15 protein-coding genes are annotated in these 16,290 nt (G+C 51.2%); 5 read left to right on the top strand and 10 right to left on the bottom strand.

The window, feature by feature from the left end:
* The first annotated feature begins 104 nt into the window (after window positions 1-104).
* Window positions 105-431 carry a Rid family hydrolase gene (locus BM299_RS10550; RefSeq protein ID WP_425429484.1) on the top strand — a complete coding sequence of 109 codons (327 nt, stop codon included), beginning with the start codon at window positions 105-107 and terminating at the stop codon, window positions 429-431.
* Window positions 432-574: 143 nt separating this feature from the next.
* Here BM299_RS10550 and BM299_RS10545 read toward each other — a convergent pair whose 3' ends face one another.
* The 8 genes from BM299_RS10545 to BM299_RS10510 form a co-directional block, all read right to left on the bottom strand.
* Window positions 575-862 (bottom strand): hypothetical protein, encoded by a 288-nt coding sequence (locus BM299_RS10545; RefSeq protein ID WP_092483772.1) that lies wholly within the window; start codon window positions 860-862, stop codon window positions 575-577.
* 103 nt (window positions 863-965) lie between these two features.
* Entirely contained in the window at window positions 966-1,991 is a 1,026-nt protein-coding gene (gene gap / locus BM299_RS10540) for a type I glyceraldehyde-3-phosphate dehydrogenase (RefSeq protein ID WP_092483770.1), read from the bottom strand.
* A 145-nt stretch (window positions 1,992-2,136) separates the two neighbouring features.
* Complete coding sequence (gene ptsP / locus BM299_RS10535; RefSeq protein ID WP_092483768.1) at window positions 2,137-3,903, bottom strand: phosphoenolpyruvate--protein phosphotransferase; 1,767 nt, start codon at window positions 3,901-3,903, stop codon at window positions 2,137-2,139.
* Window positions 3,903-4,172 (bottom strand): HPr family phosphocarrier protein, encoded by a 270-nt coding sequence (locus BM299_RS10530; protein ID WP_092483766.1) that lies wholly within the window; start codon window positions 4,170-4,172, stop codon window positions 3,903-3,905. The genes ptsP and BM299_RS10530 overlap by 1 nt, the downstream gene beginning before the upstream one ends.
* 13 nt (window positions 4,173-4,185) lie before the next feature.
* Entirely contained in the window at window positions 4,186-4,638 is a 453-nt protein-coding gene (locus tag BM299_RS10525) for a PTS sugar transporter subunit IIA (protein WP_092483764.1), read from the bottom strand.
* A gap of 59 nt (window positions 4,639-4,697) precedes the next feature.
* The gene (locus BM299_RS10520) at window positions 4,698-6,092 is read right to left on the bottom strand and encodes a PTS fructose transporter subunit IIC (RefSeq protein WP_092483762.1); all 1,395 of its coding nucleotides are present in this window, start codon (window positions 6,090-6,092) and stop codon (window positions 4,698-4,700) included.
* A gap of 29 nt (window positions 6,093-6,121) precedes the next feature.
* On the bottom strand, window positions 6,122-7,066 hold the full coding sequence (gene pfkB, locus BM299_RS10515) for a 1-phosphofructokinase (protein ID WP_092483760.1): 945 nt from the start codon (window positions 7,064-7,066) through the stop codon (window positions 6,122-6,124).
* Window positions 7,067-7,077: 11 nt separating this feature from the next.
* Entirely contained in the window at window positions 7,078-7,845 is a 768-nt protein-coding gene (locus BM299_RS10510; RefSeq protein WP_092483758.1) for a DeoR/GlpR family DNA-binding transcription regulator, read from the bottom strand.
* Window positions 7,846-8,459: 614 nt separating this feature from the next.
* Here BM299_RS10510 and BM299_RS10505 point away from each other — a divergent pair.
* The gene (locus BM299_RS10505) at window positions 8,460-10,925 is read left to right on the top strand and encodes a heavy metal translocating P-type ATPase (RefSeq protein ID WP_165608269.1); all 2,466 of its coding nucleotides are present in this window, start codon (window positions 8,460-8,462) and stop codon (window positions 10,923-10,925) included.
* A gap of 527 nt (window positions 10,926-11,452) precedes the next feature.
* Window positions 11,453-13,243, top strand: a complete 1,791-nt coding sequence (gene ade / locus BM299_RS10500) for an adenine deaminase (protein WP_092483756.1) — start codon at window positions 11,453-11,455, stop codon at window positions 13,241-13,243.
* 163 nt (window positions 13,244-13,406) lie between these two features.
* Here ade and BM299_RS10495 read toward each other — a convergent pair whose 3' ends face one another.
* The gene (locus BM299_RS10495) at window positions 13,407-13,760 is read right to left on the bottom strand and encodes a hypothetical protein (RefSeq protein WP_092483754.1); all 354 of its coding nucleotides are present in this window, start codon (window positions 13,758-13,760) and stop codon (window positions 13,407-13,409) included.
* A 31-nt stretch (window positions 13,761-13,791) separates the two neighbouring features.
* On the bottom strand, window positions 13,792-14,028 hold the full coding sequence (locus tag BM299_RS10490) for a hypothetical protein (RefSeq protein ID WP_092483752.1): 237 nt from the start codon (window positions 14,026-14,028) through the stop codon (window positions 13,792-13,794).
* A 449-nt stretch (window positions 14,029-14,477) separates the two neighbouring features.
* Between BM299_RS10490 and BM299_RS10485 the strand changes: the two genes are divergently transcribed.
* Both BM299_RS10485 and BM299_RS10480 read left to right on the top strand, forming a co-directional pair.
* Entirely contained in the window at window positions 14,478-15,245 is a 768-nt protein-coding gene (locus tag BM299_RS10485) for an electron transfer flavoprotein subunit beta/FixA family protein (RefSeq protein WP_092483750.1), read from the top strand.
* Between the two features lie 58 nt (window positions 15,246-15,303).
* Window positions 15,304-16,281 carry an electron transfer flavoprotein subunit alpha/FixB family protein gene (locus BM299_RS10480; RefSeq protein ID WP_092483748.1) on the top strand — a complete coding sequence of 326 codons (978 nt, stop codon included), beginning with the start codon at window positions 15,304-15,306 and terminating at the stop codon, window positions 16,279-16,281.
* Window positions 16,282-16,290: the final 9 nt, after the last annotated feature.

Genomic DNA, 16,290 nt, shown 5'->3' with positions numbered 1-16,290 from the left:
AAAATTGCCAAGAGAGAATGAACGGTACACTGGAAGAGCCGTAATTGCGGGCATATCCATGAGGGTTCCGAAAGCACCGGAAATATGCCCGGTAGGTGGTCAAGGTGGGGCCCTTCGTCTACGTCGGCGGGACCGCCTCGGTTCAGCCCGACGGCAGTGTCTACGGGGAAAATGACGGCTATGCCCAGACGAAATACATCCTGGAAAAGATGATTGATTTCCTGGAGCAGGCCGGGTCCAGGCGGGAGGAAGTGATCAGGGTCAAGATGTATGCCACGGACATGACCAGGGCCAAAGAGTACATTGAGGCCTACTCAAAATTTTTTAAGGACATCAAGCCTCTGTGCACCCTGGTGGGGATTTCAACCTTGTTTCGCCCTACCCAGCTCATCGAAATAGAAATGGACGCTGTAATTGGATCAGCGTTATAGGAATAAACCAGATATGGCTTTATAATATGCGCATCCAGCCAGTCTCAAATTCTGAACATGAACGGCGATGTGGGTAATGGAGAAGCCGCAAACCCTTGGGGTATAAGGGAATGCGGCTTCTTTGTTTTTGAGAATATGCAATCTTAAACAGATGGTTTTCTAAATGGTATAACCTTACCATTACCATTGGTTTGCTCAGGTAATTTGTCTTGACAGGATTGACATCCACCACAGCCGGTCTTATAACCAACAAACACCTTACGCCATGACACTTGCCACTTATCTTCTACTTGCTCTATCGTAGTCTCCACTTCATACTGGGGACCACGTGGTTGATTTGCCAATCTTGATTCTGTAGTAGCAACAATACGTGCAATTTTTAACGCTTTCTCTTCAGAGTCATACAAAGTCTGCAACTTTACCCATTCCATAATCAATCGCTCCCTCAGTAAACACATTTTTCTTCTTATCATAACCAATTAATATAGAGAACCTCAATATGCTTATGAAGGTCAACTGTTCTTTATGAAAATGCTACAGCCCTTTTTCGGCAACCAGCAGGGTCAAATCCAGTACACGGTTGGAATAACCCCACTCGTTGTCATACCAGGACACCACTTTGGCCATATTATCTTCGATGACCATGGTGGAAAGGCCGTCAATAATGGAGGAATGGGGGTTACCGCTAAAGTCTTTGGATACCAGCGGCAAAGAGCTGAAAGCTAGAATACCTTTCAGGGAACCCTCGGCGGCTTCCTGGAGAGCGGCGTTAATCTCTTCTACCGTGGCAGGTTGAGCCAGTTCAACCACCAGGTCTACAACAGAGACGTTGGGAGTGGGCACCCGCATGGCTAAACCGTTCAGCTTGCCCTTAAGCTCGGGCAGAACCAGGGCTACAGCCTTGGCGGCGCCGGTGGTGGTGGGAATGATGGACTGTCCTGCAGCCCGGGCACGGCGCAGGTCTTTATGGGGTAGATCTAAAATGCGCTGGTCGTTGGTATAGGAGTGAACGGTGGTCATTAAACCCTTCACAATACCGAATTTTTCATTCAGCACTTTGGCCAAGGGAGCCAAACAGTTGGTGGTGCAGGAAGCATTGGATAAAACGTGATGATTTGCCGGGTCATAAATATGATCGTTTACTCCCATCACGATGGTGGCGTCTACCTCTTTACCCGGTGCAGAAATAATCACTTTCCTGGCTCCGGCTTGGATATGTTCGGCAGCAGCGGGTCTTTTGGTAAAGCGGCCGGTGGATTCAATGACAATGTCCACACCCAGTTCGCCCCAGGGAAGTTTGGCCGGGTCGGTTTCAGCAAAGACTTTTATTTCTGTATCATTTACCAAAATGGTATTTTCGGTGCAAGCCACCTCGGCGGCTAATTCGCCATGCACCGAATCATATTTCAGCAAGTGCGCCAGGGTTTGCGGGTCGGTCAGGTCGTTTACAGCAACAATCTCAACGGGCCCTCCCCACTGGATTAAGTTTCTATTAATCATCGCCCGAAGCACATTTCTACCAATCCGCCCAAAACCATTGATGGCTATTTTTACTGTCATTTAAATTCCTCCTGTTATTATAATTTGTTAGTTAACCCCTGAGTTTTCCAGCTCCCTGGCGGGTTTGATCCGGCAACCGGGAGTCAGTAACCAGCGTATGTACCTTATCCCAATGGGCAAAGGTATGATAGCATACCTGACCAGTCTATTTTCCCGTATTGCCACTCAAGGTCAGGTTATTTTCTTTTTGAAAATCTTCTAATCTTTTGCGAACATCATCCGTGGTACTGAGTTCCAGGACTTCACCCAACAGTTTCTGACATTCCTCGTGGTTCACCTGCGAAATAACCTGCTTCACTTTTTTAATGGAACCCGCCACCATACTCCATTCATCAAGGCCCAGCCCTATGAGCAGAGGTGCTGCCAGCGGATCTCCGGCCATACCGCCGCACATGCCGGTCCACTTCCCTTCCCGGTGGGATGCTTCAATAACTTTTTTGACCAGATGAATGACGGCCGGGTGTAGGTGGTCATACAAATAGCCAACCTTTTCATTCATACGATCCACCGCCAGGGTATACTGGACCAGATCATTGGTCCCGATGCTGAAGAAATCAACCTCTTTGGCAAATTGATCGGCCAAAATGGCCGTGGAAGGCACTTCAACCATCATCCCCACCTCAACGGACGGGTCAAAGTCAACTCCCTCTTTTGTCAACCGGTCCCTGACTTCGGCCAGGATTGCCTTTGCCTGTCTCCATTCTTCCAGGCTGGCGATCATGGGAAACATGATTTTTACTTTGCCATAGGCGCTGGCTCGCAAGATGGCCCGCAGTTGGGTAACCATTAATTCCCGCTGATCCAAGCTAAGGCGGATAGCCCGGTAGCCGAGAAAGGGATTCATTTCCTTCGGCAGGGAGAGGTAGGGGAGTTCTTTATCGCCCCCTATATCCAACGTACGGATAATGACCGGCCTGTTTTCCATAGTGGCCACAACCTGTTTGTAGGCCTCAAATTGCTTTTCTTCCGAAGGCATTTGGGCTTCATTCATAAATAAAAATTCCGTCCGGTAGAGCCCGATACCCTCAGCCCCTTGTTCCAGGGCCGGTTTGGCCTCCGCCGGCGAGCCGATGTTGGCGGACATTTCCACCCGGAACCCATCGGTTGTTGCGGCAGGCTTAAAAGTAAATTCTTCGAGTTGACGTAACGCCTGCTCCTCAATCTTCCTTTTTTCTTCGTATTCTTTCATAAGACGGGGGTTCGGATTTACGATACATGCACCGGTACTGCCGTCAATAATTAGCCAATCCCCGTCATGAATTTGTTTAATAGCTTCACCAATACCGACGATAGCCGGAATGCCCAGGGAACGGGACAAGATGGCGGTATGGGATGTTTTCCCCCCAACCCGGGTGACAAAGCCCAGAATGTATTTTTTGTTCAATTGAACGGTATCCGAAGGGGCCAGGTCATCCGCTACCAGTATGACCTCTTCTTTTATCTCCGCTAACTGTAAGCCCTTCTTCCCCTGCAGGCATGAAACCAGCCGGTTGCCTACATCCCGCACATCAGCCGACCTTTCCCGCAGGTATTGATCATTCATACCTTCAAACAGGCCGGCAAACCGTTCCACTACTTCGGTCACTGCTTTTTCAGCGGTATATTTCTGCTGGCGAATCTCCTTTTCCATCTCCGGGTAAAAGGCCGGGTCATTTAAAAAAGCTTGCTGTGCCATTAAGATAGCCGCTTTATCTTTACCCAGCTCTATTCTTGCCCGCTCAATGAGTGCATGGAGTTCCCGGTAGGCTTTTTCCCTTGCCAGTTGCAGCCGCTCAAGCTCATGATTGACTTCTTCTTCAGATATTACGGCCCGGCCGGGAAGGTTTTGATTACGAAGCGGCTGATAAAGAAGAACTTTCCCTGAACGTATCCCCTCGGACACCCCTGTCCCCCTGATCGTCAGTTCCGCCATCAGGATTCACCAAACCCTTGTTCCACCAGCTCTGCCAGGGCTTTAACGGCCTGTTCTTCATCAGCACCGCTGGCTTCAATGGTTATCTTCGACCCTTTGGCCAGGCCCAGACTCATCATGCCCAGTATACTTTTGGCGTTTCCTTCAGACCCGTCCTCTTTTTTTACTTTAATTTCGGATTGAAATTGATTGGCTTTTTGGATGAAGAGTTGGGCAGGCCTGGCATGCAGGCCGGTTTCATTAATAATTGTTACCTCTCTTGTTACCACGTTAATAACCTCCTTAGAGGGTTTCCAATACCCGCATAACGTCTTCCGGTGACCCGGCTTCCCGTAACTGGTTCCGATATTCTTCATGCATGAGCTTACGGGCAATGGCGGCTAAAATCCGGAGGTGCTCATTGCCTGCCTGTTCTGCCGGAACAGCGATTAAAAATACCATGGATACCGGTTCTTCATCAAGGGACTGCCAATCGATGGGGTGGGCAAGTTTGGCAAATCCCAGGGCCGGCCTGGCTACCCCGGCGGATTTACCGTGGGGAATGGCCACCTCAAAGCCGACACCGGTGGTCCCCTTTTGCTCACGTTCCAGTACCGTCTGCATAAAGGCTTCTTTATTGCTGATTGCTCCGGCTTTGACCATTTGCTCAGTCATCCGGGCAATACATTCTTCTTTCGTCTGCACAGCAAGGGAAAGCTGGATGATCTCCTTTTCTATAATTTCTGTTAACTTCATCAAGAATATCCTCCCGCCTATTAATTTTTAAAAAAGGAATGGGGGGTCCCCCATTCCTTCTATTCATTATTTACAGTTTGCCCATTGGTCACAGGATTACGCTTTAAAAGATTAACCAGTAGGGCGGTAACGACGGTACCCACGATAATGGCGACAATGTACAGGCCAAGGTTACCTACCGCATGGGGAATTGGCAGGACAAAGATTCCACCGTGGGGAGCCCTTAAGGTAGCCCCAAACAACATGGAAAGGGCGCCTGTTACCGCAGAACCGGTCATAATGGCTGGGATAACCCGGAGGGGGTCGGCGGCTGCGAAGGGGATCGCTCCTTCCGTGATAAAGGAAATCCCCAGGGCAGCGGCTGCTTTTCCTGCTTCCCTTTCCTCAATGGAATACTTCTTCGGAGCAAGAACGGTTGCCAGCCACAGACCTAAAGGCGGTGTCATACCGGCAGCCATAACAGCAGCCATCGGCCCGAAAATGCTACTGCCTAAAAGTCCGACGCCAAAGGTATAGGCCGCTTTATTCACCGGCCCACCCATATCAAAGGCCATCATGGCTCCCAAAATGAGCCCCAGCACCACAGCATTGGCGCCGCTTAAGCCGGTCAGCCATTTTGTCATCGCATCCATAACGACTTTTACGGGACCGCCGACAACATAAATCATCAGCAGGCCGGTTGCCAATATGCTAAAGAAAGGGATGATTAATACGGGTTTTAAACCTTCCAGATTCTTGGGCAGCTTGATGGCATCCTTTAAGCCTTTGGCAACGTACCCGGCAATAAAGCCGGCTAAAATCCCGCCCAAGAAACCGGCGCCAATTTGAGACGCCAGCATACCGCCTACCAGTCCGGGGGCCAGGCCCGGTTTCTCGGCAATGGAAAAAGCGATAAAACCGGCCAGAACCGGCACCATGAGGGCAAAGGCGGCACCGCCTCCGATATCCATTAAAGCGGCAGCCAGGGTGCCCTCTTCTTTAAAGGCCTCAATGCCAAATATAAAGGAGATGGCAATAATCAGTCCGCCGCCGGCCACCAGGGGAATCATGTAAGAAACACCGTTCATTAAGTGTTTATAAATGCCTACCCGTTGGGCGCTGCGCTCGGCTTTTGTTTTTACTGCCTCGGCAATATAGTCCCGGGTTGCCGGCTTTTTATTCAACGCCTCTTCCAGCAGTTTGCCCGGGTTTTTAATGGCCTCACCAACCGAAGCCTTCACAACGGGCTTACCGGCAAAACGTCCTTCATCCGCATCGGTATCCGCCGCTATAATGATGGCATGGGCACCGGCGATATCCTCCTCCGTTAACCCGTTTTCAACCCCGACGGCCCCGCGGGTTTCCACCTTGAACGCTATATTTTTTTCCTCGGCCGCCTTCTTCAAACCTTCCGCAGCCATATAGGTGTGGGCAATACCGGTGGGACATGCTGTAACAGCCAAGATTCTTTTCACATTATTTCCCTCCCGTTATTTTTTGCTGTTTAAATCTCTATCGATGCAACGTGCACCTCATTTAACAAAGGTTGTACTTCGCTCAGGGAACAGACCTGTATGCCCGGTTTAGAAGCCGTCACCGTACCTGCAACAGTAGCCCAGCGGGCCACTTCCGCCAAGGGTTTATTTTCCAAAATAGCATAGGTTATGGCAGCAACCATCGAATCCCCGGCACCCACCGTGCTTTGAGGAATGATGGAGAAAGGAGTTACACGGTAAACTTCTTCTTTGGTCAGAGCAATGGCTCCCTCGCTTCCCCGGGAAATAACGACCACCGCAATCCCTGCCTGGATCAGCTCTTGACCTGCGGCAATAATATCCTTTTCTGTGGTCAGAGAACGTCCCATTAACCCTGCCAGTTCATGAGCGTTAGGCTTTACCGCAAAGGGGCGTGCCTTAATACCTTCCTTTAATGCCGTGCCATCGGCATCAAGAATGGTTTGCACATTTCTCTCTTTGGCCAGAGAAATATAATCGCTGTAAATGTCCCCCGGCACCCCCTGCGGCACACTTCCGCTCAGCACAAGAATCGATGCATCCTGCAACAGGGACGCCAGTTGATCGCGAAATTTTGCCAAATCTCCGCTCAGTACAGCAAAACCGGGCTCATTTATTTCCGTAGTTACTTTCGTTTCGTTGTCAACGATTTTTAGATTGGTGCGGGTTACACCTTGGACCTCCACAAACCCTGTTTCAATTCCCAAACCATTTAGACTTCTTTGAATAAACTCTCCTTCAGAACCGCCGATAAATCCGGTGGCAATGACATCAACAGAAAACTTTTTCAGCACCTTCGCGACATTGATACCTTTCCCCCCGGGGTCTAGACGTACTTGTTCCACCCGGTTCAGACCACCTACTTCCAGGTAGGGAATGACGATGGTTTTATCAAGAGCGGGGTTAAGTGTGACAGTTACAACTTTTGACTGCATGTGGTTTCCTCCTATGGGTGGACAAGGTGAACGGTAATGCCCATTGTTTTAAGTTGATTAAGAGTATCTTCAGCAACGGCATTATCCAAAATCACTTGATTAACTTCAACAATATCAGCAACTTTAGCCTGAGATACTTTCCCCACTTTACTGTGATCCGCCAATAAGAAAACTTGCTTGGCTATTTTGATCATTTTTCGTTTGGTGGCTGCCTCTATTAGGTTGGGGGTGGTCAGCCCTGCTTCCAAATCCAGTCCATTGATGGCCAAAAACAATTTGTCCACCCGGATCATGCCAAGTGACTGTTCTGCCACGGGCCCCACCATCGCCAGGGTCTCTTTTCTCAGCATCCCCCCTACCACTAATACTTCAATTCCCGGATGGGAGAGTAATTCATGGGAGATATTAATAGCGTTTGTTACAACTGTTAATTTTGCAAAGCTTTTTAATTCTTTTGCCAGTTCAAAGGTCGTTGTGCCGGCATCCAGTAAAATGGTTTCTCCCTCATCAATCAGTTCCACCGCTTTTTTAGCAATGGCATGTTTTTCTTTTAAATGGGTTACTTTTTTTTCACCAATGGTGGGCTCAAAATTTACATTTTGTAAAGATAAAGCACCCCCGTGGGTTCGTTTTAAGAGCTTGGCATCTTCCAGGTCTTTCAGGTCACGGCGCACCGTTGCTTCAGAAACCTGTAAAACTTCCGTGAGTTCTTGTACAGAAGCCTTGCCGTATTTTTGAATATAATCTAAAACTATTTTCTTTCTCTCTTCGCTGTACAATGTGCTTCCCTTGCCCCCTTAAATTAAAAAATGAGCAATACCATAACGTATTTATTGATTGTTTGTGATTGATTTTGATTTAATATGATTATTTTTGATTATATATGATTTTTTGTAAAAATACAATAAAAATATGTATCTTTAGAAAATTAACATTTAAGGTAAAAAAAAGAATCAGCAACTCCTTTACCAAAGCCACAACATTTTAAATGATCAAAATGATCTTTTATACAGCAACACTTTTATGGCCGCCCAGGGCCAGGACGCTTTAATGATCCTGGAACAGACCGCCGTGCTCTACAAGGGAAGATTCACCCTGGTGTATTGGATGCACCAACGAGGATTTTCCGGACGGATCTACACCGTTTTTCACCCCCATCCCGGAGAAAAGCGACGACGCTGATGCGGGAATGGCTCTTAAAGCTGCAGCCCGGACCTATCTCGCAAATGCCGCGCTACTATAAATCATAAAATATTAAAATAAATTTTTTAGCAAATACTAAGCGTTAAGGTAACTAAATAACTTTTGGGGGGACATTCCTCGACCCTAAAGCCCCGACTCCAAAGAGAGGTGTGTCCCCTTTCCTAATTAAATTATTTCAAGGGGGGACAACGTGAGCCCCAAAATATCCTTTAAAGTACAGGGTATGGAATGCGCCTCCTGTGCGGCCAAAATAGAACGGCAGCTAAAAAAAACAGGCGGGGTTTTAAATGCGGCGGTTAATTTCGCGGTAGAAAAGGTCACTGTTGACTATGATCCCGACCGGGTAGGGGTGGACGAACTGCTCAAAACCGTAGTAGATCTGGGTTACCGGGTTTCCACCCGGCGGGTGGATTTAAAAATCAGTGGTATGACTTGCGCCGCCTGCGCCGCCAGGGTGGAAAAAACCTTATCTAACCGGGCGGGTGTGCTCCGGGCCAACGTCAACTTTGCCATGGAACGGGCAACTGTAGAATATGACCCAACACGGGTGGATGTGGAGGAACTTAAAAAGGCGGTAGCTGATGCTGGTTACCGGGCTGAAGAAGGGGACAAGCGGTTTGACGCTGATGAGGAAAAAATGGAGCGTGAGCGGGAAACCAGGCGGCAGACCAACCTGCTCATTTTATCAGCGGCGTTATCCATTCCACTTTTAGCTATGATGTTTGCGGACCTGTTTAATATACACCTGCCGGCTCTGGTGCATAACAAGGTATTTCAATTCGCCCTGGCCACCCCGGTGCAATTTGTCGCGGGCTTCCAGTTTTATCGCGGAGCGTATAAATCTTTGAGGCACGGCAGCGCCAACATGGATGTGTTGGTGGCCCTGGGTACTACGGCCGCTTATTTTTACAGTGTGGCAACTACCTTTTTTATCCGGGGTCATGTTTATTATGAAACCGGCGCAATTATCATTACCCTGATCATCCTGGGTCGTTTATTGGAATCCATCGCCAAAGGGCGCACCTCCGAAGCAATTAAAAAGCTGATGGGCTTACAGGCCAGGACGGCCCGGGTATTCAGAGAAGGCCGGGAAATGGATATCCCCGTTGAAGAAGTGCGGGTGGGCGATCTGGTCCTGGTTCGTCCGGGAGAAAAAGTGCCCGTGGATGGAATTATTGAAGAGGGCTTATCCGCCGTAGACGAATCTATGCTTACGGGCGAGAGCATTCCGGTTGATAAACGCGCCGGTGACGAAGTGATTGGCGGCACTATAAATAAGCATGGCTCATTTAAATTCAAAGCTACTAAAGTTGGCGCTGATACGGCCCTGTCCCAAATTATTAAAATTGTGGAGGAAGCACAGGGGGCGAAGGCCCCCATTCAACGCCTGGCCGATGTGATTTCAGCTTATTTCGTGCCGGCCGTGGTGGGGATCGCCATAACTACCTTTCTGGCCTGGTATTTTGTAGCCGAACCCGGAAACTTCAGCCGGGCGCTGATAAATTTTACTGCGGTGCTTGTGATTGCCTGCCCCTGCGCCCTGGGTTTGGCCACCCCCACCTCGATTATGGTAGGCACCGGGCGGGGGGCGGAAAACGGTATTCTAATCAAGGGTGGTGAGCACCTGGAAAAGGCCTACGCCCTGAAAACCATTGTCCTTGATAAAACAGGCACCATCACCCGGGGGCAACCTTCTTTAACCGACGTGTTCATTACCGCGCCCGATATGGACGAACGCGAGTTGCTCCGACTGGTCGCTTCACTGGAAAAGGGCTCGGAACACCCGCTGGGGGAAGCAATCGTCAAAGGCGCGCGGGAAAAAGATACTGAACTGGTGGACCCACGGGGCTTTGAGGCCATCCCCGGCCACGGTGTCTCAGGTCAAGTTGGGGACAAGCAGCTGCTTGTCGGTAACCGCCGGCTTTTAGCTTCCCGAAACATAGCTATTTCAGCAATTCAGGATACGGTTGAAAAGCTCGAAGGCGAAGGGAAAACCGCCATGCTGGTGGCCGTAAATAATCGGGCGGCCGGCGTGGTGGCGGTGGCTGATACGGTGAAAGATACTTCGGCTGAGGCCATCCGGGCATTAAAGGAGATGGGTATTGAAACGATCATGATTACAGGTGACAACCGGCGCACCGCAGAAGCGATTGCCCGGCAGGTGGGGATTGCATCCCAAAACGTCCTGGCCGAGGTGCTGCCCCAGGACAAGGCGCGAGAAGTAAATAAACTTAAAGAGCAGGGCCGGGTAGTGGGGATGGTTGGCGACGGTATCAACGATGCGCCGGCTTTGGCCACCGCTGACGTAGGATTTGCCATTGGCACCGGTACCGACGTGGCAATGGAAGCGGCGGACATAACCTTGATGCGGGGGGACTTGCGGGGTGTGGCGGCCAGCATTAAGTTAAGCCGCGCCACCATGCGAAATATCAAACAAAACCTGTTTTGGGCATTAATTTACAACACTCTGGGTATTCCCCTGGCTGCCCTGGGGTTTCTGTCACCCGTGTTGGCCGGCGCTGCGATGGCCTTCAGTTCGGTTTCTGTGGTGACCAACGCCCTTAGACTAAAGCGTTTTGACCCGTATCGGGACTTTCGAATAAATGAACGGACGGCTTTTCGCCTGATGCCCGCACCGGTTCGGCGGCCCAAATAAATTAAAGTGTTAATATGGGGGTAATATAATGGAGTTTTTGGAAGACACGCTGCTGGCAATAGCTCTGTTAGCCGGGGTGGCCGTTGCCTGGTGGCTAGTTGCTTACCGGAGAAAAATTAAGAAGTGAATATGCGGGGTTATATTATATTCACCCCCCGATGCTTATCTATGTACGGCTTTTTCTGCTTTGTTTGCACTATTTACTTTGTTTTTGAACTGGTATATCATTTTGCGGTGAGGGGCATATTTGGTTACTGTAGAATATGGCCCGTCTCCACCATACATAACGAAAATTTAGCGTTCCTGGGTCGTTGATTTTACTGATTTTTTCAGTTTTCAACAGACTTGGGCGAATAGATTTAAGTCATCGCTATAACCATTGAATCCACCGACGCCCACCAGGCGGACCCAATTGTCAACCTGCTGGAGCAAAGCGGCTGTGATTACCAATCAAAGGGCAGTCACGATGGCAAAAATTATCATATCAATGCCCGCAAGCCGGTGCATTAACGGAGGGATCGGTAATCGTGGTACCAGTCAGACGCCCCCTGGCAGAGGTTACCCGGGATCTGGTGGCCGCGGCCACGGGCAAATTGCCCGCCGATAAAGTCATTCGCGGGGGCAGGGTGGTGAACGTATTTACCGGCGAGATACTACCCTGGGACGTGGCCATCAAGGGTGAGCGCATTGCCACCGTGGGCGATGTCGGGCACACTATCGGCCCGGACACGGAAGTTATTGACGCTTCCGGACTGTATCTTTGCCCGGGTTTTATGGACGGTCATGTGCACGTGGAAAGCAGCATGGTGACGGTGACCCAGTTTGCCCGGGCGGTCCTGCCCGGCGGCACCACGGCCGTTTTCATGGACCCGCACGAAATTGCCAATGTGCTGGGCATGGACGGGGTAAAGTTAATGGTGGACGAAGGGCTCAACCTGCCGCTGAAAGTTTTTGCCACCATGCCTTCCTGCGTCCCGGCGGCCCCGGGCTTTGAGGATGCCGGCGCAACCTTCGGCCCGGAAGAAATTGCCACCGCCATGCAGTGGCCGGGAATCTGCGGTTTGGGGGAGATGATGAACTTCCCCGGTGTGCTGGCCGGCGATGCCCGGGTGCACGGGGAACTTAAAGCCACCATGAAAGCGGGCAAGCCCATCACCGGGCACTATTCCATGCCGGGCGATTTTCAGGGCCTGGCCGCATATGCGGCCGCCGGGATCGCTTCCTGCCACGAATCCGTTTTAACGGAGGATGCTTTGAATCGCATGCGGCTGGGATTGTATGCCAAGATGCGGGAGGGTTCCGCCTGGCACGATGTGAAGGCCACCGTAAAAAGCCTGACGGAAACCGGGGTACACAGCCGCCGCGCCATCCTGGTGAGCGATGACACCCATCCCGACACCCTGCTGTCGGTGGGGCACCTGAACCATGTGGTGCACCGGGCCATCAGCGAGGGGTTGGACCCCGTCCGGGCCATCCAGGCGGTCACCATCAACGTGGCCGAATGTTTCAATGTGAGCCGGGACTTGGGGGCCATCGCCCCCGGCCGTTTTGCCGACATCCTGTTTTTGAGCGATCTGGCAGCTGTGGAAATTGAAAAGGTGATGACGGACGGCCGGGTAATCGCCGCGGGCAAAGGGTTGCTGGCGGACCTGCCGGCAGTCGCCTATCCCGCCGGTGCCCTGCGCTCGGTGCATTTACGAGAGTCATTGACGGCCGACCATTTCCGCCTGGACGCGCCGGCGGGGGCGCCCAAAGTATCGGTGCGGGTGATGGAAATCATCGAGGCCAGTGTCCTGACCCGGCACCGCACAGCCGAACTGCCTGTAAATGACGGTTGGTTACAGGCCTCGCTGACCGGTGATCTGGCCAAAGTGGCGGTAATCGAGCGCCACGGCGGCAGCGGCGACATGGGGCTGGGTTTTGTCCGGGGCTTCGGGTTTAACGGTGGCGCCGTTGCTTCCACAGTCGCCCATGACAGCCACAACCTGCTCATTGTGGGTATGAATGACGCCGACATGGCCCTGGCGGGCAATACTCTGGCCGACTGCGGCGGCGGCATGGTGGCGGTGCGGGACGGCAAGGTGCTGGCGCTGCTGCCTCTGCCCATAGCCGGCCTGATGTCCGACCGGCCGGTGGAGGAAGTGGCCCGGCAGGTGCACGCCGTGCATGAAGCTTGGGGAGATCTGGGCTGCCGCCTGGTATCGCCGTTTATGACCATGTCACTGCTGTCCCTGCCGGTACTGCCCGAACTGCGCCTGACCAACCGAGGTCTGGTGGATACCTTGAAATTTACCTTTGTCGATTTAATTGCGGGTTAAGTGCGCAATTTTGGCTTAACTTCTATCATGGTAAAATTTACCGTTATCGTTAAAATATCCTGCAGCGCTGAAGCCAATTTCGTTATCCGGGGGAGTGGGATGCGTTAAAAGTAAAAAACCCCCGGGCTAATTTCGGGGGTTTTATTTGGGGTACACAGTGTTTTTATTTTTTCTCTTCTTTTTTTTCTTCTTTTTTCTGTTCCGCCTGCAAGGGGGTGCCGGCCCAACCGTCCGGTGTACAGGTATCTCCCGGTGGGCAGGTGCCACCCGGGGGGTAGTAACCGCTGCCCGGAGGGTAATAGCCTTCACCAGGCGGATAATGACCGCCGCCTGGCGCGTATCCATCGCTTTGCAATAAATCATGCCAAAAACTTAATTCGCGCCTTTCATGTTCCGCCATGGACATAGCCATGTCGCGCAGGGCAGCGGTGGGAGCGCCGTTGGCGATTTGCTGATAGAGTTGAATTTCCCGTTGTTCGATATTAATAATTTGGCTAACTAAATGATGCCAGGGCATAAGGTAACCTCCTTATTTATATTTCGGTGTACTATTTTTGCGTTGCGGTTTCTTGATTGTAAAATCCCGGCCCATACATTCCCTCGAAGCTGGCGTAGATGCTGTTCCAGGTGTTGGCTTCCACAGCTTCTTCGGCAATTTTCCCTATTACTTGCATGCGCATGGCGGCAGTGGGAAGTTGTTGGGCCAACTGGGCCATAAGTCCTATTTCTTGTAATTCCAGTTGCATTGCTTCTTTAACTTGTTTCAACCAATAATGATGCGACATGATAATACCTCCCGTCTTTTTCTAAACATAATATAAAATAAACAGCAAAAATGTTACAAATTATCAAAAAATATCCTCTGCAAAACAACATTCAATGTAATTATGCATTTTAGTAATTTTAGATTTAACAGGCTTTTTCAGGTTTTGATGCAAAAATGCAAAAGTTAATGCAAAATTTCATTGGTTTTGGAGTATGGCGAAACGGGGGCTGGAAAGAAAAAGTTCTGTTTTTTTTGTCTTTCAGGAAAATATCCCTGGCTATATTTATGGCCGGGGCTAAGGAAAAAAGTATTGAAAGGCGCACGCTAAGGGAACTGAATTAAGCGCGCCTTTCGTGCTATTTAGGAAATACGGTTTTGTGGAACAGGTCTTGCATTGCTTATTACATGGTATATGATCCTGGCGCTTTGGCAGGAATTAATTATAGTTAGCAAAGGAGGAGACGTATGATGAATATCGTAGTTTGCCTTAAGCAGACCTTTGACACCGAAGCAAAAATTTCCCTGGATGCCGGCGGCAAAATTGATTGCAAAGGGGTCAGCCTGATCATGAACCCTTATGATGAATTTGCCGTTGAAGAGGGCCTCCGGCTTAAAGAGAGCGCCGGCGGGGAAGTTACAGTAATCTCCGTTGGCCCGGGTTCGGCTCAGGACGCTCTGCGCCAGGCCCTGGCCATGGGCGCCGATAAGGCCGTTCTGGTGGATACCGGCGATGCGGAGTTGGATGAATACGCCACAGCTACCGTACTGGCGAAAGCAATTGAAGATGTGGGGTATGACATTATCCTGGGCGGTTTTCGGGCCATCGATGACGGCTCGGCCCAGGTTGCCGGCCGGGTGGCGGAAATCCTGAACCTGCCCGTGGTGAATGTGGTCACCGAACTGGAAGTAGCCGACGGCAGGGCTAAAGCCACCAGGGAAATCGAGGGCGGCAGCGAAGTGGTGGAAGTGCCGCTGCCTGCTGTTATCACGGCCCAAAAAGGGCTTAACGAGCCGCGCTACCCTTCTATGAAAGGCATTATGAAAGCCAAGAAGAAACCCATGGATAAAAAGACCCTGGCCGACCTTGGCCTGGACGGGCAGGTTGCAGCAAAGGTCAAGGCTTTGTCCTATACGCTGCCCGAGCCCCGCAAAGCAGGTAAAGTCATACCCGGCGAGGCGGCGGAAGCGGCCGCGGAACTGGCCAAGCTGTTGCGGGAAGAGGCCAAGGTTATCTAGTGGCACTGCATCAGGCGAACATGTTGAACCAATCATCTTGCAAGGAGGGTTATTATAAATGGCAAAAGGAATTTGGGTATTTGCCGAACAGCGTGACGGCCAGATTAAGAAAGTTACTTTTGAACTATTGAGTGAGGGCCGTAAAATAGCTGATCAGCTGGGTGAAGAACTGGGCGCGGTTCTGTTGGGCAACGGAGTGGCTGATTTGGCCGCTTCCCTGGGAGAATACGGCGCTGATAAAGTATACGTGGCGGACAGTGACGCCCTGGAAAACTATACTACGGACGGTTATACCAATGTTATCGCCGACCTGGTGAAACAATATGCGCCGAGCGTGCTCCTCATGGGCTGCACCGTTACCGGCCGGGACCTGGCCGCCCAGGTGGCCCAGCGCCTGGAAACCGGCTTGATGACCGACTGCACGGGGATGGAAATTGCCGACGGGCAGCTTGTATTCACCCGCCCGATTTACGCGGGCAAGGCCATCGTAAAGGCCGCCTGCCCGGAAGCGCGCCCGGTGATGGCCACCATCCGCCCCAATACCTTTGCGGTGCAGGCCGGCGCCAAAGAGGCGGAAATTATTAATGTCACCCCGAACACCGGGAACATCCGCCAGGTGATCAAGGATATCGTACGCCAGGTATCCGAGCGCCCCGAGCTTACCGAGGCCGACATTATCGTCAGCGGCGGCCGGGGCATGAAGGGACCGGAAAACTTCAAGCTGCTGGAGGAACTGGCCGACGTGCTGGGTGCGGCGGTTGGCGCGTCAAGGGCCGCCGTGGATGCCGGCTGGATACCGCAAAGCTTCCAGGTGGGACAAACCGGTAAAACCGTCTCGCCGGTGCTTTATATCGCCTGCGGCATTTCCGGCGCCATTCAGCACCTGGCCGGCATGAGTTCCGCCAAGTGCATTGTGGCTATCAACAAGGATGAGGAAGCCAATATCTTCAAGGTGGCGGACTACGGCATTGTGGGCGATCTTTTCGAGGTGGTGCCCATTTTGAAAGAAGAGCTGAAAAAGGTCCTGGCTTCCTAATTAACCGGT

Origin of the sequence: Desulfoscipio geothermicus DSM 3669 (assembly GCF_900115975.1) — a bacterium.
Lineage (GTDB): Bacteria > Bacillota > Desulfotomaculia > Desulfotomaculales > Desulfallaceae > Desulfoscipio > Desulfoscipio geothermicus.
This window is presented reverse-complemented; position numbering and strand designations above follow the sequence as displayed.

What these genes read in the sequence shown, in the direction of transcription:
- gap (WP_092483770.1), bottom strand. Translation starts at nt 1,991, where the DNA reads ATGACAGTAAAAATAGCCATCAATGGTTTTGGGCGGATTGGTAGAAAT.
- ptsP (WP_092483768.1), bottom strand. Translation starts at nt 3,903, where the DNA reads ATGGCGGAACTGACGATCAGGGGGACAGGGGTGTCCGAGGGGATACGT.
- pfkB (WP_092483760.1), bottom strand. Translation starts at nt 7,066, where the DNA reads ATGCAGTCAAAAGTTGTAACTGTCACACTTAACCCCGCTCTTGATAAA.
- BM299_RS10525 (WP_092483764.1), bottom strand. Translation starts at nt 4,638, where the DNA reads ATGAAGTTAACAGAAATTATAGAAAAGGAGATCATCCAGCTTTCCCTT.
- BM299_RS10490 (WP_092483752.1), bottom strand. Translation starts at nt 14,028, where the DNA reads ATGTCGCATCATTATTGGTTGAAACAAGTTAAAGAAGCAATGCAACTG.
- BM299_RS10495 (WP_092483754.1), bottom strand. Translation starts at nt 13,760, where the DNA reads ATGCCCTGGCATCATTTAGTTAGCCAAATTATTAATATCGAACAACGG.
- BM299_RS10545 (WP_092483772.1), bottom strand. Translation starts at nt 862, where the DNA reads ATGGAATGGGTAAAGTTGCAGACTTTGTATGACTCTGAAGAGAAAGCG.
- BM299_RS10480 (WP_092483748.1), top strand. Translation starts at nt 15,304, where the DNA reads ATGGCAAAAGGAATTTGGGTATTTGCCGAACAGCGTGACGGCCAGATT.
- BM299_RS10485 (WP_092483750.1), top strand. Translation starts at nt 14,478, where the DNA reads ATGAATATCGTAGTTTGCCTTAAGCAGACCTTTGACACCGAAGCAAAA.